The organism is Pandoraea faecigallinarum (assembly GCF_001029105.3).
Classification (GTDB): Bacteria; Pseudomonadota; Gammaproteobacteria; order Burkholderiales; family Burkholderiaceae; genus Pandoraea; species Pandoraea faecigallinarum.
On the sequence record NZ_CP011807.3, the window covers coordinates 3611440 to 3632612 of the forward strand.

Sequence of the window (21173 nt, forward strand, 5' to 3'; positions counted from 1 at the left end):
GCTTAGCTTATTGGAGAATACTCAGCCGCAGTGTTGGCGATTTCTCCACTGATTGACGACTTATGAGAACCAATGAAACCTACACGCCCGATCGGCTTTCCGGCATCTCGGCCTTTGTCGCGGCGGTGGATGCCGGCAGCTTCGCGGCGGCGGCCGAGCGGCTTCATCCCACCCGTTCGGCGGTGGCGAAGCGCATCGGGCGTCTGGAGACGCGGCTCGGTGTGCGTCTGTTTCATCGCACCACTCGCAGCCAGCACCTGACCGACGAAGGGCAAACGTTCTATCAACGTTGCACACGGGTGCTGGCCGAACTGTCCGAAGCGGAAGACGAACTGAGCGCCGGGTCGCAAACCCCGAGGGGAAGACTTCGCGTGACGATGCCCGTACAGATCGGACGCCAGTGCATCGCGCCGGTGCTGTTCACGCTGGCCAAAGTCCACACGCAGTTGCGGCTGGAAATGGCCTTCAGCGACCGCCGTGTCGATCTGATCGAGGAGGGCTACGATCTAGCCGTACGCAGTGGGCGTCTGGACGACACCCCCGGACTCAAGGCGCGTTCGCTCGGCGAACAAACGATGCTCTTGTGCGCGTCGCCCGCCTACCTCGCCGCCAATGGCACGCCGCAGCGAGCGACAGATCTGGCCACGCATGAGCGTCTGCTGTACGGACGCGGTGGCAATCTTTATCAATGGCCGGCGTTGGCGATACCGCCTGTGGCTTCCAGCGCATCGAGCAAATCCGGCGCATCCGGTGAATCCGGTGAATCCGGTGAATCCGGTGAATCGGGTGCGCTCGGCCCACCCGTGCCCTCCTGCACGGCGCAGGCACGCACACCGCGCTTCATCCTCGACGATCTCGTCGCACTCCTGGAGGCGGCCGAGCAGGGGCTTGGCATCGCATACCTTCCTCGTTGGGTCGCGATGCATTCGTTGAACGCTGGCACTCTCGTGCATCTGCTGCCGCACACTGACACCCCCGGCACCCCGCTGCATCTCGTCTGGCCCGACACGCGGCACCCGTCTCCCAAGCTGCGCGCCGCCATCGATGCGCTTGTGAGCGCGGCCCCGGCATTGCTCGGAATGCCGCAACAGCCGGAACGCAACGTCTGACGGCCACCTCCGGTTGCACAACGCCGCTCAGGTCGTGTCCCGAGACAGGAATGGCGCCTGCTGCGCGTCGACGGCCTCGGCCCGCGTGCTGTACATATGGGCCCATGTCTGCGCCGCCCACGGGCCGCCGAGAAGTTGAACGAGACTGTCGCGACGCCGCAGCAGATGGTTGACGAGCGTCTCCGGGTCGAGATGCCGCATTTCCGCGTCGGACGCCATGCCTCCCCCGGCCTGCCCCACCCGGTACGCGGCTTCGGCCCACGGCCGGATTTGCAGCGCCGAAATCCTGCCCAGCCGATAAGCCATCTCCGCGGCGACGGCGCGCACGCTCGTCGGATTTCTCAATTCGTCCACGATCGTTTTCGTCGACGCTTCGCGTGCGAATCCGGCGAACCGGCGAACGAACGGTGCATAGTGTTCGCCATACGGAAACTGCGACAGATCGGCCAGCGCGTCCTCAGGCAGGGTGGCGTCGAAGGCGGCCGCATCGCGACGGAATGTCGACGTGAGGGCGGGCAGCGACGGCACAGCCTCGCGCTGCTTGAGCGCCACGTCGTACGCGTTCTCCTTGAGCCGTCCCTGAAATCCCAGATGCAGGCACGCGTCGAAGTCGAGCGACATCGCGCACGGCAGGTCGTTCTTGTCGCGCCACACGCCGATGTTCTCCATGAAGACGTTGGACATGTCCCAATTGCCCAGCCAAAGTCCGGCGATGTAATGCCGTTCGAGCGCGCATTGATAGACGTCGGGCAGCGCGTGACAAAGCTGTAGACGCATGGCGTTGCGATACCCAAGGGCGTCGGCATACGCCCGGGCCGATGCGCCGTGCAGCGCATGGAACGGTAGTCCCCCGGCCTCGCGCAATACCTGCGCCATGCGCACGCCCGCGGCCAACGCTTCGTCACGTACGTGACGCAACGCCGCCGGCGCCCGATGCCCTGCGCCCTCGAAAACCCGCCAGGCGTCGTCGCCCTCGATCCATTCGCCGAGATCCCGGTACCCGGACAGAAACGTGGTGGCCAGGTGGACGCGCTCGGGGGCGAGCGTGTTGTCGAACGCCTGCGAACATCCCTTTACCAGCATCGCGGTCGGCGTCGCCAGTCCCACCGCGCCGAACAGCCGCGACGCGAGCCACGCCTGCGCGGCATGCCCTGCGCTCGCACACGCCTTGACGACATACTGCGGCGCATCGGCCAGCGGCGCGAGCGACATGCGCACCGCGCCTTCGCTGCTCCCCATCGCGGGCACACCGCTCACACGGGTTGCCGACGAGAAATCGTAAGGACCGATGTCCGGCAACGGCGCACCGCTGCCGTCATAGCCGATCACGGCCCCGAAGACGCCCGCGGGTCCCGCCTCCGGCAGTAAACCGGCGGGCGGCGGTGCATCGTCCTCCCTCCAGTTGTGGTTGACGTCGCCCTGAGCGATATAGACATTGACGTGCGTCACGACTCCCCCTTGGCCGTAGCACGAGGCCGCAACGTGCGCGCATGCGCGGCCCCCGGTTGAAATGGGAAAATCTTGCTGCGGCCCCGGACATCCAGCTTTCGAAAATGGGGCAACATCGGACAAAGCCGCCGCGCCGGGCAGGCGCCTCGCACGTCATGCGCGAGCACGAGCACGTCGATTTACGACAGCTCGTTCGAACGCGCAGCGTTGCACTGCGCGTTGCGTCGAAACGTCAAAGCTCGATTTGCGTACCGAGAACGGCCAGGAACTGCGCAATCCATGCGGGATGCGCGGGCCAGGCGGGCGCGGTGACGAGCTTGCCGTCGGTATGCGCCTCGTCGATGGCAATGTCCATGTACTTGCCGCCCGCCAGACGAACCTCCGGCGCGCACGCCGGATAGGCCGAGCACTCGCGCCCTTCGATCACGCCGGCCGCCGCCAGCAACTGCGCGCCGTGGCAGATCGCCGCAATCGGCTTGTCGTTCTGCGCGAAGTGACGTACTGCGGCGAGCACGGCGTCGTTCAGACGCAAATATTCCGGCGCGCGTCCGCCGGGAATCACCAGCGCGTCGAAGTCGGCCGGGGAGAGGCCGTCGAAGGTCGCGTTGAGCGTGAAGTCGTGACCGCGCTTTTCGCTGTACGTCTGGTCGCCCTCGAAGTCGTGAATCGCGGTGCGCACCTTGTCGCCCGCTTTCTTGCCGGGGCAGACGACTTCCACGCGATGCCCCACGGCCATCAGCGCCTGCACGGGCACCATCAGCTCGTAGTCTTCGACGTAATCGCCCGCCAACACCAGAATCCGCTTCTTGCCCATGTGACTCTCCGTTCAGAGAAAAAATGGAAGGGAAACAGCCCTTCCATGTTACCCAATTCCCGCCACACTCCGAGGACAGCGCGGGCGAAAAAAAACCGCGTGACGAAGCACGCGGTGTCAAGTCGGCGCAAAACGCCGTCGGTCAATCATTGGGCACTGCGCCAAGCCATCCGGCGCAGCCCTCGCAAGCGCACGGTCAGTACGTCTCCAGATGCAGACGCCCTTCGGTTTTCATTCGTTGCCAGAGCGTGTGCCAGTCCAGTCCGGCCTCGCCTGCAATGGTCTGTAACGCTTGCAGCACACCGTCTTCCATCCCCTTCAGCCCGCACACGTAAATGTACGTATGTTCGTGACGCAACAGCGCCGCCACATCGGCCGCGCGCTCGCGCATTGCGTCCTGTACGTAGCGCTTGGGTTGCCCCGGCGTACGCGAGAACGCGAGATTGGTATCGATGAAATCCTTTGGCAGATTCAACAACGGACCGAAGTACGGCAGTTCACCTTGCGTGCGCGCGCCGAAGAACAGCATCAACTTGCCCGTCGCCCCTTTCATGCGACGGCGACGGCGATACTCGGTCATCGCGCGCATCGGGGCGGCGCCCGTGCCGGTACAGATCATCAGCAGATGCGAATCCGCATGATTGGGCATGAGGAACGTGCTGCCGAACGGTCCCATCACGTTCACCACGTCGCCCTTTTTCAGATCGCACAGATAGTTCGAGCACACCCCGCCGACCGCCTGGCCCTGATGGTCCTTCGTCACGCGTTTGACGGTGAGCGCCAGGTTGTTATAGCCGGGACGCTCGCCGTCGCGCGGCGACGCAATCGAGTACTGACGCGCATGGTGCACGCGCCCGTCGGCCGTCGTGCCCGGCGGGATGATGCCGATGGACTGCCCTTCGAGCACCGGGAACGGCTGCTTGCCGAAGTCGAGCACGATGTGATGGATATCGCTCTCGGTGCTGGTGTCCGTCACACGATAATTGCCGACCACGGTCGCCTGCACGGGCGCCTTGTGGTTGTACAAATTGACGTACGGCTTCGCCGCCGACCACGGTGGCACGACCGAGCCGCGCACGAGGTCCGAGCCGCCGATGACCGGCTCGGACGCATCGCCGGACGCACCCGCGCCGCCACCCGGTGCCGTGTCGGCCGACTCGCCGATCGTGCCCTGCCCTGCCAGCGCGTCGTCCTGCACCGGCAGTTCGTCCCACGTGAGCTGTTCGTCGACGGGATAGGCTTCGGCCCTGAGCACGTCGCGCCAGTTGTCGATGGCCCCCGTCGGACACGGCGAGATACACGCCATGCATCCATTACACGTGTCCGCGCGCACAACGTAGTTGTTCTCGTCGTGCGTGATCGCGTCGACCGGACACGTCTCCTCGCAGGTGTTGCAGCGAATGCAGATCTCCGGATCGATCAGATGCTGCTTCAGGACGTCGACCGGAACGGGGCCGTTCATGATGCTGTCTCCTTGTGGGGATGGCTCTTGCGGCCGCTCAGTTGAAACGCACGTACTCGAAATCGATGGGCTGACGGTTGATGCCCAACGGGGGCGGCGCAATCCAGTTGGCGAACTTGCCCGGTTCCGTCACGCGCCCCATGAGCGAGGCGACATACGCACGATCTTCCGGCGAGGGCAGCCACTCGCGCTCGTGCGCGGCCCATTCCGTCTCGCTCACGACACGACCGTCCGGCGACACACGCACCCCGGCGAACGTACCGATCTGACGATTGAACGCCTTGTGCGGCACCGTCAGACGGAAGTCGATGCCCGCCTTCTCCAGCACCTTGTTCCAGCGGTTCACGCCCGCCACCGAGTCCTTGATGTAATCGTCGCGCAGCACTTCGTTCATCGCGTTGAGCATCGGCACTTCGCGCTCCACGAGCTTGCCGTTGTCCACGTCGAGCAGGCGGTACATCTGCCCGTTGAGCTGATGGTCGTCGTCGCGCTTGCTCTCTTCGTAACGCCCCTTCAGACCGGAGCTATAGAAAATCGCCGCGTTCGACGACTGGTCCGCGCCGAACAGATCGATCGTCACGGAATAGTGGAAGTTGATGTAGCGCTGGATCGTCGGCAGGTCGATGACGCCCGCGGCGCGCAGCTTCGAGACGTCGTCGGTCTTCAGTTCGTTCATGACCTGCGCCGTGCGGGCGATCACCCGCGAGACACCCGACTCGCCCACGAACATGTGGTGCGCTTCTTCCGTGAGCATGAACTTCGTGGTGCGGGCCAGCGGATCGAAGCCCGACTCGGCCAGCGCCGACAGCTGGAACTTGCCGTCGCGGTCGGTGAAATACGTGAACATGTAGAACGCGAGCCAGTCCGGCGTCTTCTCGTTGAACGCGCCGAGAATACGCGGATTGTCGTCGTCGCCCGAACGACGGCCGAGCAGCGCTTCGGCTTCCTCGCGGCCGTCGCGGCCGAAATAGCGATGCAGCAGGTAGACCATCGCCCAGAGGTGGCGCCCCTCTTCCACGTTTACCTGGAACAGGTTGCGCAGATCGTACATCGACGGCGCGGTCAGCCCGAGGTGACGCTGTTGCTCGACCGATGCCGGTTCCGTGTCGCCCTGCGTGACGATGATGCGGCGCAGGTTGGCGCGGTGCTCGCCCGGCACGTCCTGCCACGCGGCTTCGCCCTTGTGTTCGCCGAAGTGGATCTTGCGATCGGCTTCGCCCGGCGTGAGGAAGATGCCCCAGCGATAGTCCGGCATCTTCACATGATCGAAGTGCGCCCAGCCGCTCGGGTCAACGCTCACCGCCGTGCGCAGATAAACGTCGAACCCATGCGAGCCTTCCGGCCCCATGTCGCCCCACCAGGACAGAAAGTTCGGCTGCCACTGTTCGAGCGCGCGTTGCAGCGTGCGGTCGTCCGACAGGTTGACGTTGTTGGGGATCTTCTCGCTGTAGTTGATCGAAGCCATCGTGGGAATCCTCGTGTCTCGTGCGTATTCTGTGGAAAACGTCTCGTCCGGCGGGTTGCATCGCCACGCCATCACGCCGTGGCGACGCCCCGCATTCGTCAGACGCGGTTCAGATCGAACTGCGCCTTGTTGCCCTTGCCGTAGACCTTCAGCGCGCCCTTCTCGCCCACGGCGTTCGGACGGATGAATATCCAGTTCTGCCATGCCGACAGGCGGCCGAAGATGCGCGTGTTCATCGTCTCCTTGCCGTTGAAGCGCAGGTTCGCTTCCATGCCGGTGAGCGCGTCGGGCGACATGGCCGCACGCTCTTCGATGGCGATGCGAATTTCGTCCGGCCAGTCCAGATCGTCGACCGCGGCCGTCACCAGCCCCAGACGCTCCGCTTCGTCCGCACGCACCGGGCGGCCGATGGTGGCGCGCACGGCATCCAGCTCCGCGGCGTTCTCATAGAAACGCCGCGCCAGGCGCGACTGGTCGGTGACCATCGGCAACAGGCCGAAGTTGACTTCGCTGAGCGTGATGGCCGGTTCGTCTTCCTCGCTGGCAGGCAGCGCGGCCATGTAAGTGCGGTCGGCGGCAAATGCGAATTCGGCGAGCGTGCCGGTAAAGCACGAGTCCGGCTCGATCAGCGCGAAGAGCGAGCGCGACGATACGTCGATGCGGGCAAACGTGCGGCGCAGCATGCCGATGGTCTCGCGCACGAACCAGTGATCCCGATGCGCGAGCAGCGAAGCGTCGGCGGCGAGCACGTGCCTGGCGTCGCCTTCCGTGCGCAGCAACCACGTTCCGATGTCGAGTTCGTTCGTGCGCAGGTTGAGAATGGCGTCGTCGAGTTCGCGCGCCATCTTGAGCGGCCACCAGTTGATGCCCGCCGCTTCGATCCCGGCGATATCGGCCGGCGGCGCGGACTTCGGCGCCTTCACGGTCAGGCTGGCGGTGCGATTGGCGCGGTCGATTTCCACGTCGACGAATTCGTAACGAATGGCGTCCGGCTCGTCGGTGCGCTCGATGCGGGTGAGCGTGACGCCCTTGCCGCCCGGGCGGTCGCTGCCCTGGGCGAGTTCCTGCGCACGTGCTGCGACGGTCTGCGCAAACTGGGCGGGCTTGACCACTTCGTCCACGAGACGCCATTGCTTGGCGCGCTCGCCGCGAATGCCTTCGACGATGGTGCAGAAGATGTCGGCGCGGTCGTTGCGCACGTGGCGCTTGTCGGTCAGGCGCGTCAGGCCGCCGGTGCCCGGCAGCACGCCCAGCAGCGGCACTTCCGGCAGGGCCACCGACGACGAGCGGTCGTCCACCAGATAGATTTCGTCGCAAGCCAGGGCCAGTTCGTAACCGCCGCCTGCACAGGCGCCGTTCACGGCGGCAATGAACTTCAGGCCCGAATGACGGCTGGAGTCTTCGAGTCCGTTACGCGTTTCGTTGGTGAATTTGCAGAAGTTGACCTTCCACGCATGCGAGGACAGGCCGAGCATGAAGATGTTCGCGCCCGAGCAGAAGACACGATCCTTGGCGCTCGTCACCACCACCGTCTTCACTTCCGGATGCTCGAAGCGGATACGCTGGATGGCATCGTGCAGTTCGATGTCCACGCCAAGGTCGTACGAATTGAGCTTGAGCTTGTAGCCTTCGCGGATGCCGCCATCTTCCGCAATGTCGATGGCAAGCGTGGCCACCGAGCCGTCGAAGCTCAGCTTCCAGTGCTTGTACTGCGTGGGGTCCGTACGGTAGTCGACGTGGGGTTTGCCGAACATGATTGCCTCCAACACGAATAATGATCTTGTTGAATTGCAATATAGTGCAGCACAAACCCACCGTCAACCGTTTTCATAAAGAAAAATGAATTATTTTGCAGAGCGCCATCTATCAATCGGATGACAACTGCACTGCCAGCCGCCCACGCAGTTGCAGATAAGCGTCCGCGAGCGCACGGCCGCCGGTGTCGAAATTCATGTCGGCCTTGGCGTAGAAATCCGTACGGCCGGCCAGAATGCGTTTGAGGTCGTCCATGGCTTCCGCATTGCCCGACATCGGACGCAGGTCGCCCTGTGCCACAACGCGCTTCATGTGCTCTTCCGGCGACGCTTGCAGCCACACCGTGTAGCAATGCGTGAGCAGGAAATTGAAGGTGGCGGCGTCGCTGACGATCCCGCCCGGCGACGCGATCACGGCACGCGGATGCTCCGCGACCACCGCCTCCAGCGCCCGCAGTTCATAACGGCGATAAGCCGTCGCGCCATATAACGAATAGATCTCCGACGGCGGGCAGCCGGCCAGTTGCTCGATCACGCGATTGAGTTCGACGAACGGCACGTGCATGTCGTCGGCCAGCATGCGGCCCAGCGTCGACTTGCCGGCGCCGCGAAGACCGATGAGCGCGATACGCCCGCGCCGGTCGGGGTCGCGCTCGCTTCCCGCAAACAACTCGGTCAACGCCTGACGGGCGCGCGTGAGCGCCTCACCGTCGCGCCCGTGCAGGATCTCGCGAATGAGCAGCCATTCGGCGGACGAGGTGGTTTCGTCGCCAACGATTTCCGCCAACGTGCAATTTAGTGCCTGTGCGAGCTGCCGCAGGAACATGACGGACGCATTGCCCACGCCAGACTCAAGGTTTGCCACGTGGCGCTCGGAGACCCCGGCGTCCAGTGCGAGCGCCTTGCGCGTCAGGCCACGGCGGGCGCGCAATGTCCGTACCCGCTCGCCCAGCGCGACCAGGAACGGGTCTTTGTCACCGGCGCCTCGCGCCGTCGGCACCCCATCGGCTTGCGCACTCTTATTCATCGGAGGAGATCCTCGAAGCAGATAACATGTAATATATTGCTTGACAGCCAAATTTGCATGCTCTAATTTTCACCATGCGTCGACAAAAAAGCAAACGCGGGCCGGGCAGTTGTGTGCACCGCTATTGATCGGCGTCATATCAACCGACAGGGCGCAGACCGGAATGCGCGCGAGCGACAGAGCATCGCATGGCGATGCCGGCCGACCACACGTCGGGCGTTTCTGTCGGCGCGACCGGTAAAGCGACTGCGACGTCCCCAGGAGACATGGATGGATGTGCCCCAATTTCAGGCGCTGATCGCCGATGTGACCCGTCAACTCGACGGCCGCACGCTCGACGCCTCGCTCGCCGGCTGGCTCAACGCGCACTACGGCGCCGGTTCCGAAGGATACGAAATGCTGGCCGGGGCCTGCCGCACCGGCGTGGCCGAAGGCTGGCTGTGCAACCGCGAAGGCGGCGGCATTCGTTACGGTCGCGTCATCAAACCTTCGCCCGACACGCACGGCTTTTCCGTCGACGTGGTGGACATGGCCGATCTGGCTGGCCCGCACCACGTGCATCCCAATGGCGAAATCGATCTGATCATGCCGCTCACGCCGGGCGCGACCTTCGACGGCCATCCCGCCGGCTGGTGCGTGTACGGGCCCGGCACCTCGCATCGGCCGACGGTCGCCGGCGGACGTGCCCTCGTGCTGTACCTGCTGCCCGAAGGCGCTATCGAATTCACGCGCAGCGCCTGAGCGGCGCATCGTCCCGTCGACGCGCTTTGCCGCGCCGCTTCCCTTTTTCCGATGGTTTCAGGTTGATGGACATGAGTACCCCCGCCTTGCTGGAAAACTACGTTGCCGGTCAATGGGTGGCCGGCAACGGCGAGCGCACCGCCCTGACCGATCCCGTGACGGGCGACACGCTCGCCTATGTGTCGAGCGCCGGCCTCGATCTGGACGCCGCCTTCACTTTCGCACGCGAGACCGGCGGCGCGGCGCTGCGCGCGCTGTCCTATGGAGAACGCGCGCAGCGGCTCTCGCAGATCGTTGCGACGTTGCAGGCGAACCGCGACGAGTATTACGCCATCGCCACCGCCAATTCCGGCACGGTCGCCGCGGACTCCGCCGTCGATATCGACGGTGCGATCTACACGTTGTCCACGTACGCGAAGCTCGGCGCTTCACTGGGCGACGCGCATACGTTGCTCGATGGCGCGGCGGTGCCGCTCGCCAAGGACGCCTCGTTCGCCGTCCGCCATATCTTCCGTCCGACGCCAGGCGTCGCCCTCTTCATCAACGCCTTCAACTTTCCCTCGTGGGGATTGTGGGAGAAGGCGGCCGGGGCGTTGCTCGCGGGCGTGCCCGTGATCGTGAAACCCGCCACGGCGACCGCATGGCTCACGCAGCGCATGGTGGCCGACGTCATCGGCGCGGGCGTGCTTCCATCAGGCAGTCTGTCGGTGATCTGCGGCAGCGCCGCCGGGTTGCTCGACCGGATCGGTCCGTTCGACGTCGTCTCCTTTACCGGCTCCGCCGACACGGCCGCCACGTTGCGCGCTCACCCGGCGTTTGCCGAACGCTCCGCTCGCCTCAACGTGGAAGCGGACAGTCTGAACAGCGCCATCCTGCTCCCGGACGCCACGCCCGGCACGGCCGCCTTCGATCAGTTCGTGCGCGAAGTCGCCCGCGAGATGACCGTCAAGTCGGGACAGAAGTGCACGGCGATCCGTCGTGCCATGGTGCCCATTGAACATTTCGATGCGGCTGCGGCGACGATTGCCGAGCGGCTGGCGAAGACCGTTGTCGGGAATCCACGCAACGAGTCGGTGAAAATGGGCTCGCTCGTCAGTCTCGCGCAAAAGCGCGCGGTGCTCGAAGGGATCGCCGCCTTGCAGACCGAAGCGCAAACACTGTACGACGGCAATCGCGATGCCGCCTTCGTCGACGCCGACGCGAACAGCGCCTGCGTGGCGCCTGTGCTGCTCGGCCTGCGCGACGGCGCCGCGGGCAAGCGCGTCCATGACACGGAAGTCTTCGGACCGGTGGCGACGCTGGTCGGCTACCGCGATCTCGACGAGGCCGTGACGCTCGCCAAACGGGGGCAGGGCTCGCTGGTCGTCTCCCTGTACGGCAACGATGCGCTCGCCATGCGCGCGCCTGCCCTTGCGCTGGCCGACGCCCATGGCCGCGTACATGCCGTCGATCCGTCGGTTGCGAAGACGCAGACCGGTCACGGCAACGTCATGCCGCAATCGTTGCACGGCGGCCCGGGGCGCGCCGGTGGCGGCGAGGAACTCGGCGGCCTGCGCGCGCTGCGCTTCTACCACGTGCGCTCGGCCGTTCAGGGACCGGCCGCACTCGTCGAAGCGCTCACGCAGGATGCCGCCGAACTGCCGAAGTAAGCCGTCGCCACATCGTCTGCCGTCGTACCGGGCGCCGAAGCGGCGCCCTCTCGCATCGCGCCGCAGTAACCGCAAGCCGTCGCAGTCAAGGTGATTCAAAGAAGCGCCGTCAGAGCGCTGAAAAAGAACTCACGCCGCAGGTGCCCGCCCGTTTGCAAGGCGATGCCCGCGCGGTGATCCACCGGAGGCAACATGGAAGCCGTACTCACCCCACCGCCGGCGAACTTCAACTTCGCCGCGCATCTGGAGGCGCTCAACCGCGAGCGCGCTGCCAAGACTGCTTATCTCGACGATACGCGCACGCTCACCTACGGCGAACTGGCCGAGCAAAGCCGGCGCTTCGCCACCGGACTGACACGCGCCGGCGTGCATCGCGAGGAGCGCATCCTGCTCGTCATGCTCGATACGGTCGATCTGCCGGTCGCCTTTCTCGGCGCACTCTACGCGGGCGTCGTGCCCGTGGTCGTCAACACGCTGCTCACGGCGGACGATTACGCGTACATGATCGCGCACAGCAAGGCGCAGCTCGTGATCGCGTCCGGTGCACTGATGCCCACGGTACAGGCGGCGCTGGACAAGGTCGCACAAACGGCGTCGCCGCCGCCGTGCATCGTCTCGCAGCCGGTCGCTGCCGAAGCCGGCACGGCCTGCGCCATGACCACGTTCGATGTGCTCGTCGACGGCCCGCCCAGCGCCCTTCCCGCCGATACCGCCGGTGACGACATCGCCTTCTGGCTGTACTCGTCGGGCTCGACCGGCAAGCCCAAGGGCACCGTCCACACGCACGCCAACCTGTACTGGACCGCCGAGACCTACGGCCGCCACGTGCTTGGCATTCGCGAGGACGATGTCGTCTTTTCCGCGGCCAAGCTGTTCTTCGCGTACGGGCTGGGCAACGGCCTCACGTTTCCGCTGTCGGTGGGCGCGAGCATCGTGCTGATGGCCGAGCGTCCGACGGCCGAAGCGGTGGCGCTGCGCCTGCGCCGGCATCGTCCGACAATCTTCTACGGCGTGCCGACGCTGTACGCCACGTTGCTCGCCTCGCCGCATCTGCCAGCGCGCGAGGACGTGGCGCTGCGTCTTTGCACGTCTGCCGGCGAAGCGTTGCCGCGCGAGATCGGCGAGCGGTTCACGGCACACTTCGGCGCGGAGATTCTCGACGGCATCGGCTCGACCGAGATGCTGCACATCTTCCTGTCGAACCGCGCGGGCCAGGTGGCCTACGGCACGACGGGCGAGCCGGTGCCGGGCTACGCCGTGGAATTGCGCGACGAGAACGGCAGGCCGGTGCCCGATGGCGAGATCGGCGATCTTTACATCAAGGGGCCGAGCGCGGCGCTCATGTACTGGTGCAATCGCGAGAAATCGCGTGCGACGTTCCTCGGCGACTGGCTCAAGAGCGGCGACAAGTACCAGCGTCTGCCCAATGGGTATTACGTCTATGCGGGGCGCAGTGACGATATGCTCAAGGTCAGCGGTCAATACGTCTCGCCCATCGAAGTGGAAATGGTATTGATGCAGCACGACGCCGTGCTCGAAGCGGGCGTCGTGGGACGCGACGACAACGGCCTGACCAAGACGCAGGCCTTCGTCGTTCTCAAGCCGGGCATCGCCCCTACCGACGAGATGGCCACCGAGTTGAAGGCCTTCGTCAAGGCGCGTCTGGCGCCACACAAATATCCTCGCGAGCTGGCGTTCGTCGACGATCTGCCGAAGACCGCCACGGGCAAGGTGCAGCGCTTCAAGTTGCGCGAGATGCTTTAGGAGACAACCCAAGAATGTCGGACGTACAGTTCGCCCGGATCGAGACGCCCTCGCACGGCGCGCTCTCGCTGGAGTATCGCTGGATCCATCCCGAGCGCGCGAGCGCGCCGCTGCTGGTGTTCCTGCACGAGGGGCTGGGCTCGGTCGCCATGTGGAAGGACTGGCCGCAGCAGTTATGCGACGCGGGGGGGTATCGCGGCCTCGTGTACTCGCGCAACGGCTATGGCCGCTCGACGCCGCGTCCCCATGACGAGAAGTGGCCCGTCGACTTCATGCATCGTCAGGCGCGTGAAGTATTGCCCGCATTTCTCGACGCGGTGGGCGTCGGCCCGGAACAGGCGGATCGTGTGTGGCTCGTCGGTCACAGCGACGGCGGGTCGATCTCGCTGCTGTTCTGCGCGGCGTTCCCCGACCGGATCGCCGGTGCCGTGGTGCTGGCACCGCACCTGTTCGTCGAGGACGTATCGATCGAGAGCATTGCCAGGACGAAGACCGTCTATGAGACGACGGATTTGCGCAGCAAGCTCGGCCGCTATCACGACGACGTCGACTCCGCCTTCTGGGGATGGAACGACATCTGGCTGAACCCCGCGTTTCGCGACTGGAATGTGGTCGGGGCCGTGGCGGCGATCACGAAGCCGCTGCTCGCGATTCAGGGCGAGAACGACGAGTACGGCACCATGGCGCAGATGGACAGCATTGCCGCACACGTGCCGCACGCGAAGGTGGTGAAGCTGCCCGACTGCGGACATTCGCCGCATCGCGACGCGCCGGCCCCGCTGGGCGAGGCCATCGTCGCGTTTATCGCCGCGCACGCGCAGCGTCGGGCAGCGTCGGCGGCGTGATGCTCAGATGACCCGTACCCCCGGTGCGCCGGGGCGCATGGCGCCGACGATGGCGGCCTCGATGAAGCCGTCGGCGCGCAAGACGGCGAGGACGTCGTCTACCGCCCCCGGTGCGCACGACACCAGCAGGCCGCCAGCGGTCTGCGGATCGCACAGCAAATCGCGGTCGCGGGCCGTGAGCCGCTCGCCCAGTTCCACCGATGCCCCGTAGGACGCCCAGTTGCGCCCGGACGCCCCCGTGATGCATCCCTTGTCGGCCAACTCGCGCACGCCGTCGAACAGGGGCACGTCCGACATGCGCAGATAGGCAGCGAGGTTTGCGCCGCGGCACATTTCCAGCGTGTGGCCGAGCAGGCCGAAACCGGTCACGTCGGTAAGCGCGTGCACGCCGGGCAGCGCGGCCAGTGCCGGGCCGACGCGATTGAGGCGCGTGGTCGCGTCGATCATGCGGCGATAGCCCGCGTCGTCCAGTTGATTTTTCTTGAGTGCGGCCGACATTACGCCGACACCGAGCGGCTTGCCGAGCACCAGCACGTCTCCCGCCTGCGCGTCGGCATTGCGTTTGAGCCGCTTCGGATGCACCACCCCCAACGCCGCCAGGCCGTAGATCGGTTCGACGGAATCGATGCTGTGGCCGCCCGCAACGGGAATACCGGCCTCGGCGCAAATCGATTCGCCCCCGCGCAAAATGTCGCGGATCGTCTCGCGCGGCAACACGTTGATGGGCATGCCGACAATGGCCAGTGCGAAGATCGGCTTGCCGCCCATCGCGTAAATATCGGACAGTGCGTTGGTTGCGGCGATGCGGCCGAAGTCGAACGGATCGTCGACGATCGGCATGAAGAAATCCGTGGTGGCGATGATTGCCTGCTCGTCGTTGAGCTGATAGACGGCGGCGTCGTCGGCGGTCTCGGTGCCGACCAGCAGCGCGGCCGGCGCGGGCAGCGGCGTGTCGTTGCGGGCGAGCAGTTCGGTCAGCACGCCCGGCGCAATCTTGCAGCCGCAGCCGCCGCCGTGGGAAAGCGAAGTCAGACGCGGCGCTGCCGGGGCTTCGCCAGCTTGGGTTGCATCGTTTGCAGTCATGGTCGTGAGTGTTCGTTTTCCTTAAGTCGACGTATTATGAAGCAGCTTTGGCGCATCGCCATGTCTCGAATGGCGGCCGATGACGTCATGCTACCGTCTCACATCGTCCCTGCATCCGGGGACGTGGTTTTGCTTCACCCCGCGTCACCCCCGATCTACCCGCTAACCAATGTGCGCCGTGAGCGCCAAAGCCTAAGGGGACCACCATGCAACGCCGCCGCTTCCTGTCCTTGAGCGCCTCTCTGGGCGCCTGTGCCCTGCCTGTCTGCGCATCGTCGACGTCGCTGATTCCGACCGTTGCGCATGCTGCCCCTGCATCGGCCATCTCGACCGTGCCGGCCACGCCCAACGCCGCCGACGGCTGGCGCACCTTCGAACTCACCACGCAGGTGGACCTTCCGGCCGGCAACGGTCCGGCCAACGTCTGGCTGCCGGTGGCGACGACGCCGTCCGGTGCGTACCAGACGGCGCTCGGCACCCATTGGGATGCTCCGGGCGCCAGGGCGGAACTGCGCATGGTGCGCGGCGCATCGGGCATCGGCGTGCCGCTGCTTGCCGTGGCATGGCCGCAAAGCGCATCGCAAGCGCCGCGCACTGTCACGTTGACGAACACCTTCGCCACGCGCGACCGGCGCGTCGACTTGTCGCAACCGCCGTCCGATAACGCGCCGCGCGAATCGGCTGCGGTGCTGCGTCAATATCTCCAGCCGACCGAACTGCAGCCGACCGACGGTCTGGTGCGCGAGACCGCCGAGAAGATCACACTCGGGCACAAAGGCGACGTCGAAAAAGCGCGCGCCATTTACCAATGGATCGTGGACAACTGCCGCCGTGAAGGGTCGGTGCGCGGTTGCGGCACGGGCGACGTGCGCTACATGCTCACCACCGGCGACCTCGCGGGCAAATGCGCGGACATCAACGCGCTCTTTACCGCGCTCGCCCGCTCGGTTGGCATTCCTGCGCGAGATGCCTACGGGGTTCGCGTGGCGACGTCGCGTCACGGCTTCAACAGTCTTGGCAAGGCGGGCGACGTGACGCGTGCCCAGCACTGCCGCGCCGAGTTCTACGCCGCCGGCTACGGCTGGGTGCCGGTCGATCCGGCGGACGTGCGCAAGGTCGTGCTCGAAGAAGTGCCGGGCGGTCTGCCGCTCGACGACCTGCGGGTTCGCGCCGCGCGCGCGATGCTCTTCGGACAGTGGGAAATGAACTGGGTCGCGTTCAACCACGGGGCGGACATCGCGCTGCCGGGCGCACAGGCAGGCGCAAAGGGGGCGGTGCCGTTCCTCATGTACCCGAATGGCGAACTCGCGCATGCGCGCCTCGACAGTCTCGATCCCGACACCTTCCGCTATCGCATGAACGCCCGGGAAATCACGGCCTGAGCGCGGCGACAAGGCCGTCCCGTCGATCTCGCCCCTCGTCTTCGTTCTGTGGATTCACGAAGGAGTCACGCCATGCAACGCCGTCACTTTCTTTACGCCCTCGGCACATTGAGCGCCGCGGGGGCATTGGGCGGCACCGGCACGCAGGCGTTGGCCGCGGGGCCGGTGAAAGGCGCCACGGAAGTCGACGACAGCGCGCTCGCCGGCACGTCCGGCGGGACACTGGCGACATGGCGCGGGGCGACCCCGGCGTTCGCCCTTGAAGGACTCGACGGCAAAACCCACGCCTTGTCGCAGTATCGCGGGCGGGTGGTTATCCTGAACTTCTGGGCAACGTGGTGCGGGCCTTGCCGCAACGAGATTCCGGCGATGGGCGAGGTCGTGCGTCGGTACCGTGAGCGCGGCCTCGCGCTGCTTGCCGTCAACTACAAGGAACCCGCCACGACCGTGAAGCCTTTCCTCGACAAATTGCCCATCGACGGCACGGTTCTGCTCGACACCGACGGCGCGGTCTACAAGCGCTTCGGTTCGCTCGGCCTGCCTGCCACGTATCTGGTCGATCGCACCGGCAACGCGCGCTTCTGGCGCATGGGTGAACTGGAGTGGACGGACGTGGGGTTGCACGGGCACATCGAGGCACTGCTCACGCAGAAGACGGGCGCGGCGGCCTGAAGCCGCTTCGGGCGACCCCGGACCACCTCGAGCCACCGCAAACGCTCATGCGGCTTGCCCGGCCGCCACCGTGCGCACGTGATCGAGCAGCCGCGCCGTCGGCCCTGCCAGCACGCCTTCCCGATATGCGCAGCACAACGGCGCGCGTGGCGGCGGCGAAAGCGGCCGGTACACGATCCCTTCGATCTGCATGCGCATGAGCGATGCCGGCACTACCGACACCCCGAGTCCCGCGGCGACGAGCGAGAGCGTCGTGAGCAGACGCGGCGCCTCCTGGTCGATGGCCGGGCTGAATCCGGCACCGTGGCAGGCGGCGATGATCGCGTCGTACAGCCCCTGCCCCGCGCGCCGCCGATAGAGAATCAGCTTCTCGGAAGCAATGGCGGTCATGGGCACGCCGGCTTTGCCCGGCTTGCCGCCCCGCCCCGTGCGCGCCAGCGGATGCGCGGACGGCACCGCCAGCACCATCGGCTCCTCCAGCACCGGCACGACAACGACCTCGCCCGTATTGCCTTGCGGCTGCCGGATGAATGCCACGTCGATATGCCCGGCGCGCAGCCCATCAAGCAGGTCGCCCGTGCTCGCCTCGTCGAGCATGAGGGAGACCGACGGCGCATCGCTGCGAAACGCGCGAATCACCGTCGGCACGAACGGATGCAGCGCCGCCGAACTGGTGAAGCCCACGGAGAGCCGCCCCTTGATGCCCGCTGCCACACGCCGGACGTCGTCCACCGCCTGATCGAGCTTGCGCACGACATCGTAGGCATCGGCGAGAAACGCCTGACCGGCATCGGTGAGCGCCATGCCGCGCGGCAGCCGCTCGAACAGCGTCACGCCCAATTGTGTCTCCAGCACCCGGATCTGTTGCGAGAGCGGCGGCTGCCCGATACCCAGGCGCTGCGCCGCGCGCGTCATGTGCCCGGTTTCAGCCACCGCAATGAAGTAGCGCAGCAAGCGCACGTCGATATTTGCCATATTGGTTCGATATGATTCATGTCACTTCCATATATTGGACAATATAGCGTAACCGGCCTACTCTCAAGGGGTCCCGCGCGGCATTCGTGCCTCCTGCCCCGATGACACCTCCTGCCGGGCGGCCTCAACAGTCGTTAGCGTTTTTCGGAATTTGTTCGCCATGTCTTCCACGCCCTCCACGCCCTCAGCTCCCGCCGGTCCCTCCGATCCCTCAGCTCCCGCGACGGCCCCATCCGACGCCACTCCCCGCTCGCTTCCCGCCCCGTCTGCGACGGCGTCTTCCCCGTTTGCCACGAATACGCCGAGCGTGCGCACGCTCTTCCTCGGCTTCCTGGGGCTTGGCATGACGGCCTTCGGCGGCGCGTTGCCGCTGGCGCGGCGCATGATCGTCGAGAAGCATCGCTGGATCACGCCCGCCGAATTCACCGACCTGCTCGGCCTGTGTCAGTTTCTTCCGGGCGGCAACATCATCAACCTGTCGGTCGCGCTCGGCATGCGCTTTCATGGATGGCGCGGCGCCGCTGCGTCGATTCTCGGATTGATTGCCGCGCCGTCGGCCGTCGTCATCGCGCTCGGCACGATTTACCAGCGTTTCCAGAACGATCCGCACGTGAAGCACCTCTTCGCCGGATTGGCGGCCGCCGCTGCGGGCCTGCTGATCCAAATGGCGTGGAAAGTGGCGTGGCCATTGCGCAAGTCGCTGGCGCTGGGGGGCGTGGCAGTGGCGTGCTTCATTGCGATTGCCGTGCTGCGCGTGCCGCTCGTGCTGACCATGCTCGTGATGACGCCGATCTCGATCTATGCCACGTGGCAGGTGTCGCAATGACCGGCACCCTCATCTCGCTCGCGCTGATCTTCACGCAGTTGTCGGTGCTCGCGTTCGGCGGCGGCAACACGATCCTGCCGGAGATGGAGCGTCAGGTCGTCGACCTGCACCACTGGATGACGTCGGAAGAATTCAGCGCACTGTTCGCACTGGGACAGGCCGCCCCGGGCCCGAACCTCATGATCGTGACGCTGGTCGGCTGGCATGTTGCCGGATGGCAGGGCATGCTCGTCACGTCGATTGCAAAGTTCGGGCCGTCGTCGCTCATCACGGTCGGCGTTCTGCATCTGTGGGAGCGCTTCAAGGACCGGCCGTGGCGACGCATCGTGCAAGCCGGGCTGATGCCGATGACGGCGGGCCTCGTCGCCGCCAGCGCCGCGCTGATCGCCGAGGCGTCGGCAACGTCATGGCTGCTCGCCGGCATTACGGCCAGCGTGGCCGTGCTGGCCATCCGGACCAGCGTCCACCCGCTGTGGTGGCTCGCGGCGGGCAGTGTCGCCGGGTTGCTCGGCGGCGCGTATCTGTGATGCGCGGGGGCGGTACTCACCGCCCTTCTTCGCAAACCTGAGCAAATGCCGTGTGCCAGTGATCGCGGCCCAGCGCGTCGATTCCCTCGACCAGACGCATCCAGTCCGGGCTACCGATCCTGAGCGACGGGGGTGTATCACCTCTCACCAGCGCGGCAAGACGCGCCGGACACGGCGCATGCGCCGCACTCGCGTCGGGCCTGCCCGCCACGATCATCACGCGGGCGATCCACCGGGCGACGTCGAACGGAATCGCCGGACGCATCGTCTCGCCCGGTTGCAGCGCGGGTTCGTCCGACCAGCGCCATGCATGGCGCGCACTGATCCCCGCACGCGTGGCGATTCCCAATGCACTGAGCACGTTATCGCACGTCATGCCTTGCTGCGCCGCCACCGCCATCGCCCGCTCGGCGATCTGGCGCCAGTCGCCGTTGCCCCCGCAGTCGTTGCGCACACTCGCCGCGAACAGCTCGACGAGGCGGGCACGCACGCGTCGCAGGGCGGTGGGATGCGTCAGCAGGCGACGTTCGTTGCGCGCCGCGGCGCACAGGTCGCCAGTCGTCTCGGCGGGGTCGAACATCTGCACATCGATGGGGTGAACGGTAAAGGTCGGCGAGCCCGGCTCGTCGTGACGCCAGTCCGGTTCGAGCCGGGCCTTGAGCAGTGCGAAGGCGTTGTCGTCACGAATCAGCGAAGGCCGTTCGTCGGTGATGCGCAGCGCCTCGCGCAGCGCTCTGGGCAATTTGAAGCCGAGGCCATGTGCCATCAATTGGCAAAGCCCGGCGACGCGGTCGCTGCGCGCGAGATCGGGTTGCGGTGTGTCGGCGACGTGGAGCAGCAGCGCTTCGGCAATGCGCATTTCCGCGAGCGCACGGCGCGGCAGCGAGGCCCCGTCCCGCTCGGCAGTGGCAGCGGGAGCGGTCGCATCGAACACGGCCAGACACTGACGCATTGCGCTCACGTCCGCCATCGTCCGCCGGCGCAGTTGCGAGTCCGTCTGCAATGCCCACTGGCGCTGCGTCTCGCCGCCACCGCCAATCGCCTGCTCCAGCGCCTTCAGTTCGGGCCACAGATAGGTGCACGTCGCCCCCACCGTAAGCGCGCTCAGCGCACAGGCGAAGCCGACGTCCGCCGCCCCGGGTTGCCCGGCCGCGTGTGTCTGAAAGCACCGGCTCGCGCGATGCCAGGCGCCGGCAAGCAGATGATGCAACCCGCTCTCGCGCAGACAGGCTGCGGCGCCCGAGAAGTCCGCCCTGAAGACGTCGAAAATGCAATGCATGGCCTCCTTCGCCAGCGCGAAACCGGCGTTGGGCGGCGAACCGCTCGCAAGGGGGGGGGACGGCAGCCTCCATGGCGGTGGTGGCGGTGGTGGTGATGGAAACAGCATCGGAGGCAACTAACATGGCACAGGCTCCTGGAAGCGGAATGGCGATCCGGTCAAGCCGACGATCAGGGTCGATCCGGTCGGCGGTGCCGACGCGTCCCGGGCCTCGTTGGCCAGAGCGGGTCGGAAGAGCGGGCATGGTCCACCGCTCAAGCGCGTGCGGCTTCAGGAATCGCGCCCGGGCCTTTTGGGCGTCCTCTCGCAGAATCTGGGATGATGTCGCCATTGCCGTGCGTTACCGCCCG

18 protein-coding genes are annotated in these 21173 nt (G+C 66.0%); 9 read left to right on the forward strand and 9 right to left on the reverse strand.

The window, feature by feature from the left end; genetic code table 11:
- Window positions 1-62 precede the first annotated feature (62 nt).
- Window positions 63-1109 carry a LysR family transcriptional regulator gene (locus AB870_RS15755; RefSeq protein ID WP_047905448.1) on the forward strand — a complete coding sequence of 349 codons (1047 nt, stop codon included), beginning with the start codon at window positions 63-65 and terminating at the stop codon, window positions 1107-1109.
- 27 nt (window positions 1110-1136) lie between these two features.
- Here the strand turns inward: AB870_RS15755 and AB870_RS15760 are convergent, their stop codons facing one another.
- The 6 genes from AB870_RS15760 to AB870_RS15785 form a co-directional block, all read right to left on the reverse strand.
- Window positions 1137-2558: a hypothetical protein gene (locus AB870_RS15760; protein WP_047905449.1), complete on the reverse strand. Its 1422-nt coding sequence runs from the start codon at window positions 2556-2558 to the stop codon at window positions 1137-1139.
- Window positions 2559-2790: 232 nt separating this feature from the next.
- A complete protein-coding gene (locus AB870_RS15765) occupies window positions 2791-3372 on the reverse strand; it encodes a DJ-1/PfpI family protein (protein ID WP_047905450.1) in 582 nt (193 codons plus the stop codon).
- Between the two features lie 196 nt (window positions 3373-3568).
- Window positions 3569-4834, reverse strand: a complete 1266-nt coding sequence (gene boxA, locus AB870_RS15770; RefSeq protein ID WP_047905451.1) for a benzoyl-CoA 2,3-epoxidase subunit BoxA — start codon at window positions 4832-4834, stop codon at window positions 3569-3571.
- A 37-nt stretch (window positions 4835-4871) separates the two neighbouring features.
- Window positions 4872-6299 carry a benzoyl-CoA 2,3-epoxidase subunit BoxB gene (gene boxB, locus AB870_RS15775; RefSeq protein WP_047905452.1) on the reverse strand — a complete coding sequence of 476 codons (1428 nt, stop codon included), beginning with the start codon at window positions 6297-6299 and terminating at the stop codon, window positions 4872-4874.
- A gap of 98 nt (window positions 6300-6397) precedes the next feature.
- Entirely contained in the window at window positions 6398-8053 is a 1656-nt protein-coding gene (boxC, locus tag AB870_RS15780; protein WP_047905453.1) for a 2,3-epoxybenzoyl-CoA dihydrolase, read from the reverse strand.
- Window positions 8054-8165: 112 nt separating this feature from the next.
- Complete coding sequence (locus tag AB870_RS15785; RefSeq protein ID WP_047905454.1) at window positions 8166-9080, reverse strand: helix-turn-helix transcriptional regulator; 915 nt, start codon at window positions 9078-9080, stop codon at window positions 8166-8168.
- Between the two features lie 270 nt (window positions 9081-9350).
- Between AB870_RS15785 and AB870_RS15790 the strand changes: the two genes are divergently transcribed.
- From AB870_RS15790 to AB870_RS15805, 4 genes are all read left to right on the forward strand, one after another.
- Window positions 9351-9821, forward strand: a complete 471-nt coding sequence (locus tag AB870_RS15790) for a DUF4863 family protein (RefSeq protein WP_047905455.1) — start codon at window positions 9351-9353, stop codon at window positions 9819-9821.
- Window positions 9822-9886: 65 nt separating this feature from the next.
- Complete coding sequence (locus AB870_RS15795; protein WP_047905456.1) at window positions 9887-11470, forward strand: 3,4-dehydroadipyl-CoA semialdehyde dehydrogenase; 1584 nt, start codon at window positions 9887-9889, stop codon at window positions 11468-11470.
- Window positions 11471-11662: 192 nt separating this feature from the next.
- Entirely contained in the window at window positions 11663-13234 is a 1572-nt protein-coding gene (locus AB870_RS15800) for a benzoate-CoA ligase family protein (RefSeq protein WP_047905457.1), read from the forward strand.
- A 14-nt stretch (window positions 13235-13248) separates the two neighbouring features.
- Window positions 13249-14079 (forward strand): alpha/beta fold hydrolase, encoded by an 831-nt coding sequence (locus AB870_RS15805; protein WP_047905458.1) that lies wholly within the window; start codon window positions 13249-13251, stop codon window positions 14077-14079.
- 3 nt (window positions 14080-14082) lie between these two features.
- Here AB870_RS15805 and selD read toward each other — a convergent pair whose 3' ends face one another.
- Window positions 14083-15162: a selenide, water dikinase SelD gene (gene selD / locus AB870_RS15810; RefSeq protein ID WP_047905459.1), complete on the reverse strand. Its 1080-nt coding sequence runs from the start codon at window positions 15160-15162 to the stop codon at window positions 14083-14085.
- Window positions 15163-15368: 206 nt separating this feature from the next.
- Here selD and AB870_RS15815 point away from each other — a divergent pair, with 206 nt between their 5' ends.
- Window positions 15369-16544, forward strand: a complete 1176-nt coding sequence (locus tag AB870_RS15815; protein WP_047905460.1) for a transglutaminase-like domain-containing protein — start codon at window positions 15369-15371, stop codon at window positions 16542-16544.
- Between the two features lie 72 nt (window positions 16545-16616).
- Window positions 16617-17216 (forward strand): TlpA family protein disulfide reductase, encoded by a 600-nt coding sequence (locus AB870_RS15820; RefSeq protein ID WP_064674849.1) that lies wholly within the window; start codon window positions 16617-16619, stop codon window positions 17214-17216.
- Window positions 17217-17261: 45 nt separating this feature from the next.
- On the opposite strand, the gene AB870_RS15825 is transcribed toward AB870_RS15820, so the two are convergent.
- Window positions 17262-18191, reverse strand: coding sequence for a LysR family transcriptional regulator (locus tag AB870_RS15825; protein WP_047905461.1), 930 nt, complete (start codon window positions 18189-18191; stop codon window positions 17262-17264).
- Window positions 18192-18351: 160 nt separating this feature from the next.
- Here AB870_RS15825 and AB870_RS15835 point away from each other — a divergent pair, with 160 nt between their 5' ends.
- Window positions 18352-19017 (forward strand): chromate transporter, encoded by a 666-nt coding sequence (locus AB870_RS15835; RefSeq protein WP_084663755.1) that lies wholly within the window; start codon window positions 18352-18354, stop codon window positions 19015-19017.
- On the forward strand, window positions 19014-19544 hold the full coding sequence (locus AB870_RS15840; protein ID WP_047905463.1) for a chromate transporter: 531 nt from the start codon (window positions 19014-19016) through the stop codon (window positions 19542-19544). The genes AB870_RS15835 and AB870_RS15840 overlap by 4 nt, the downstream gene beginning before the upstream one ends.
- 16 nt (window positions 19545-19560) lie before the next feature.
- On the opposite strand, the gene AB870_RS15845 is transcribed toward AB870_RS15840, so the two are convergent.
- Window positions 19561-20823 (reverse strand): hypothetical protein, encoded by a 1263-nt coding sequence (locus tag AB870_RS15845; protein ID WP_047905464.1) that lies wholly within the window; start codon window positions 20821-20823, stop codon window positions 19561-19563.
- Window positions 20824-21173: the final 350 nt, after the last annotated feature.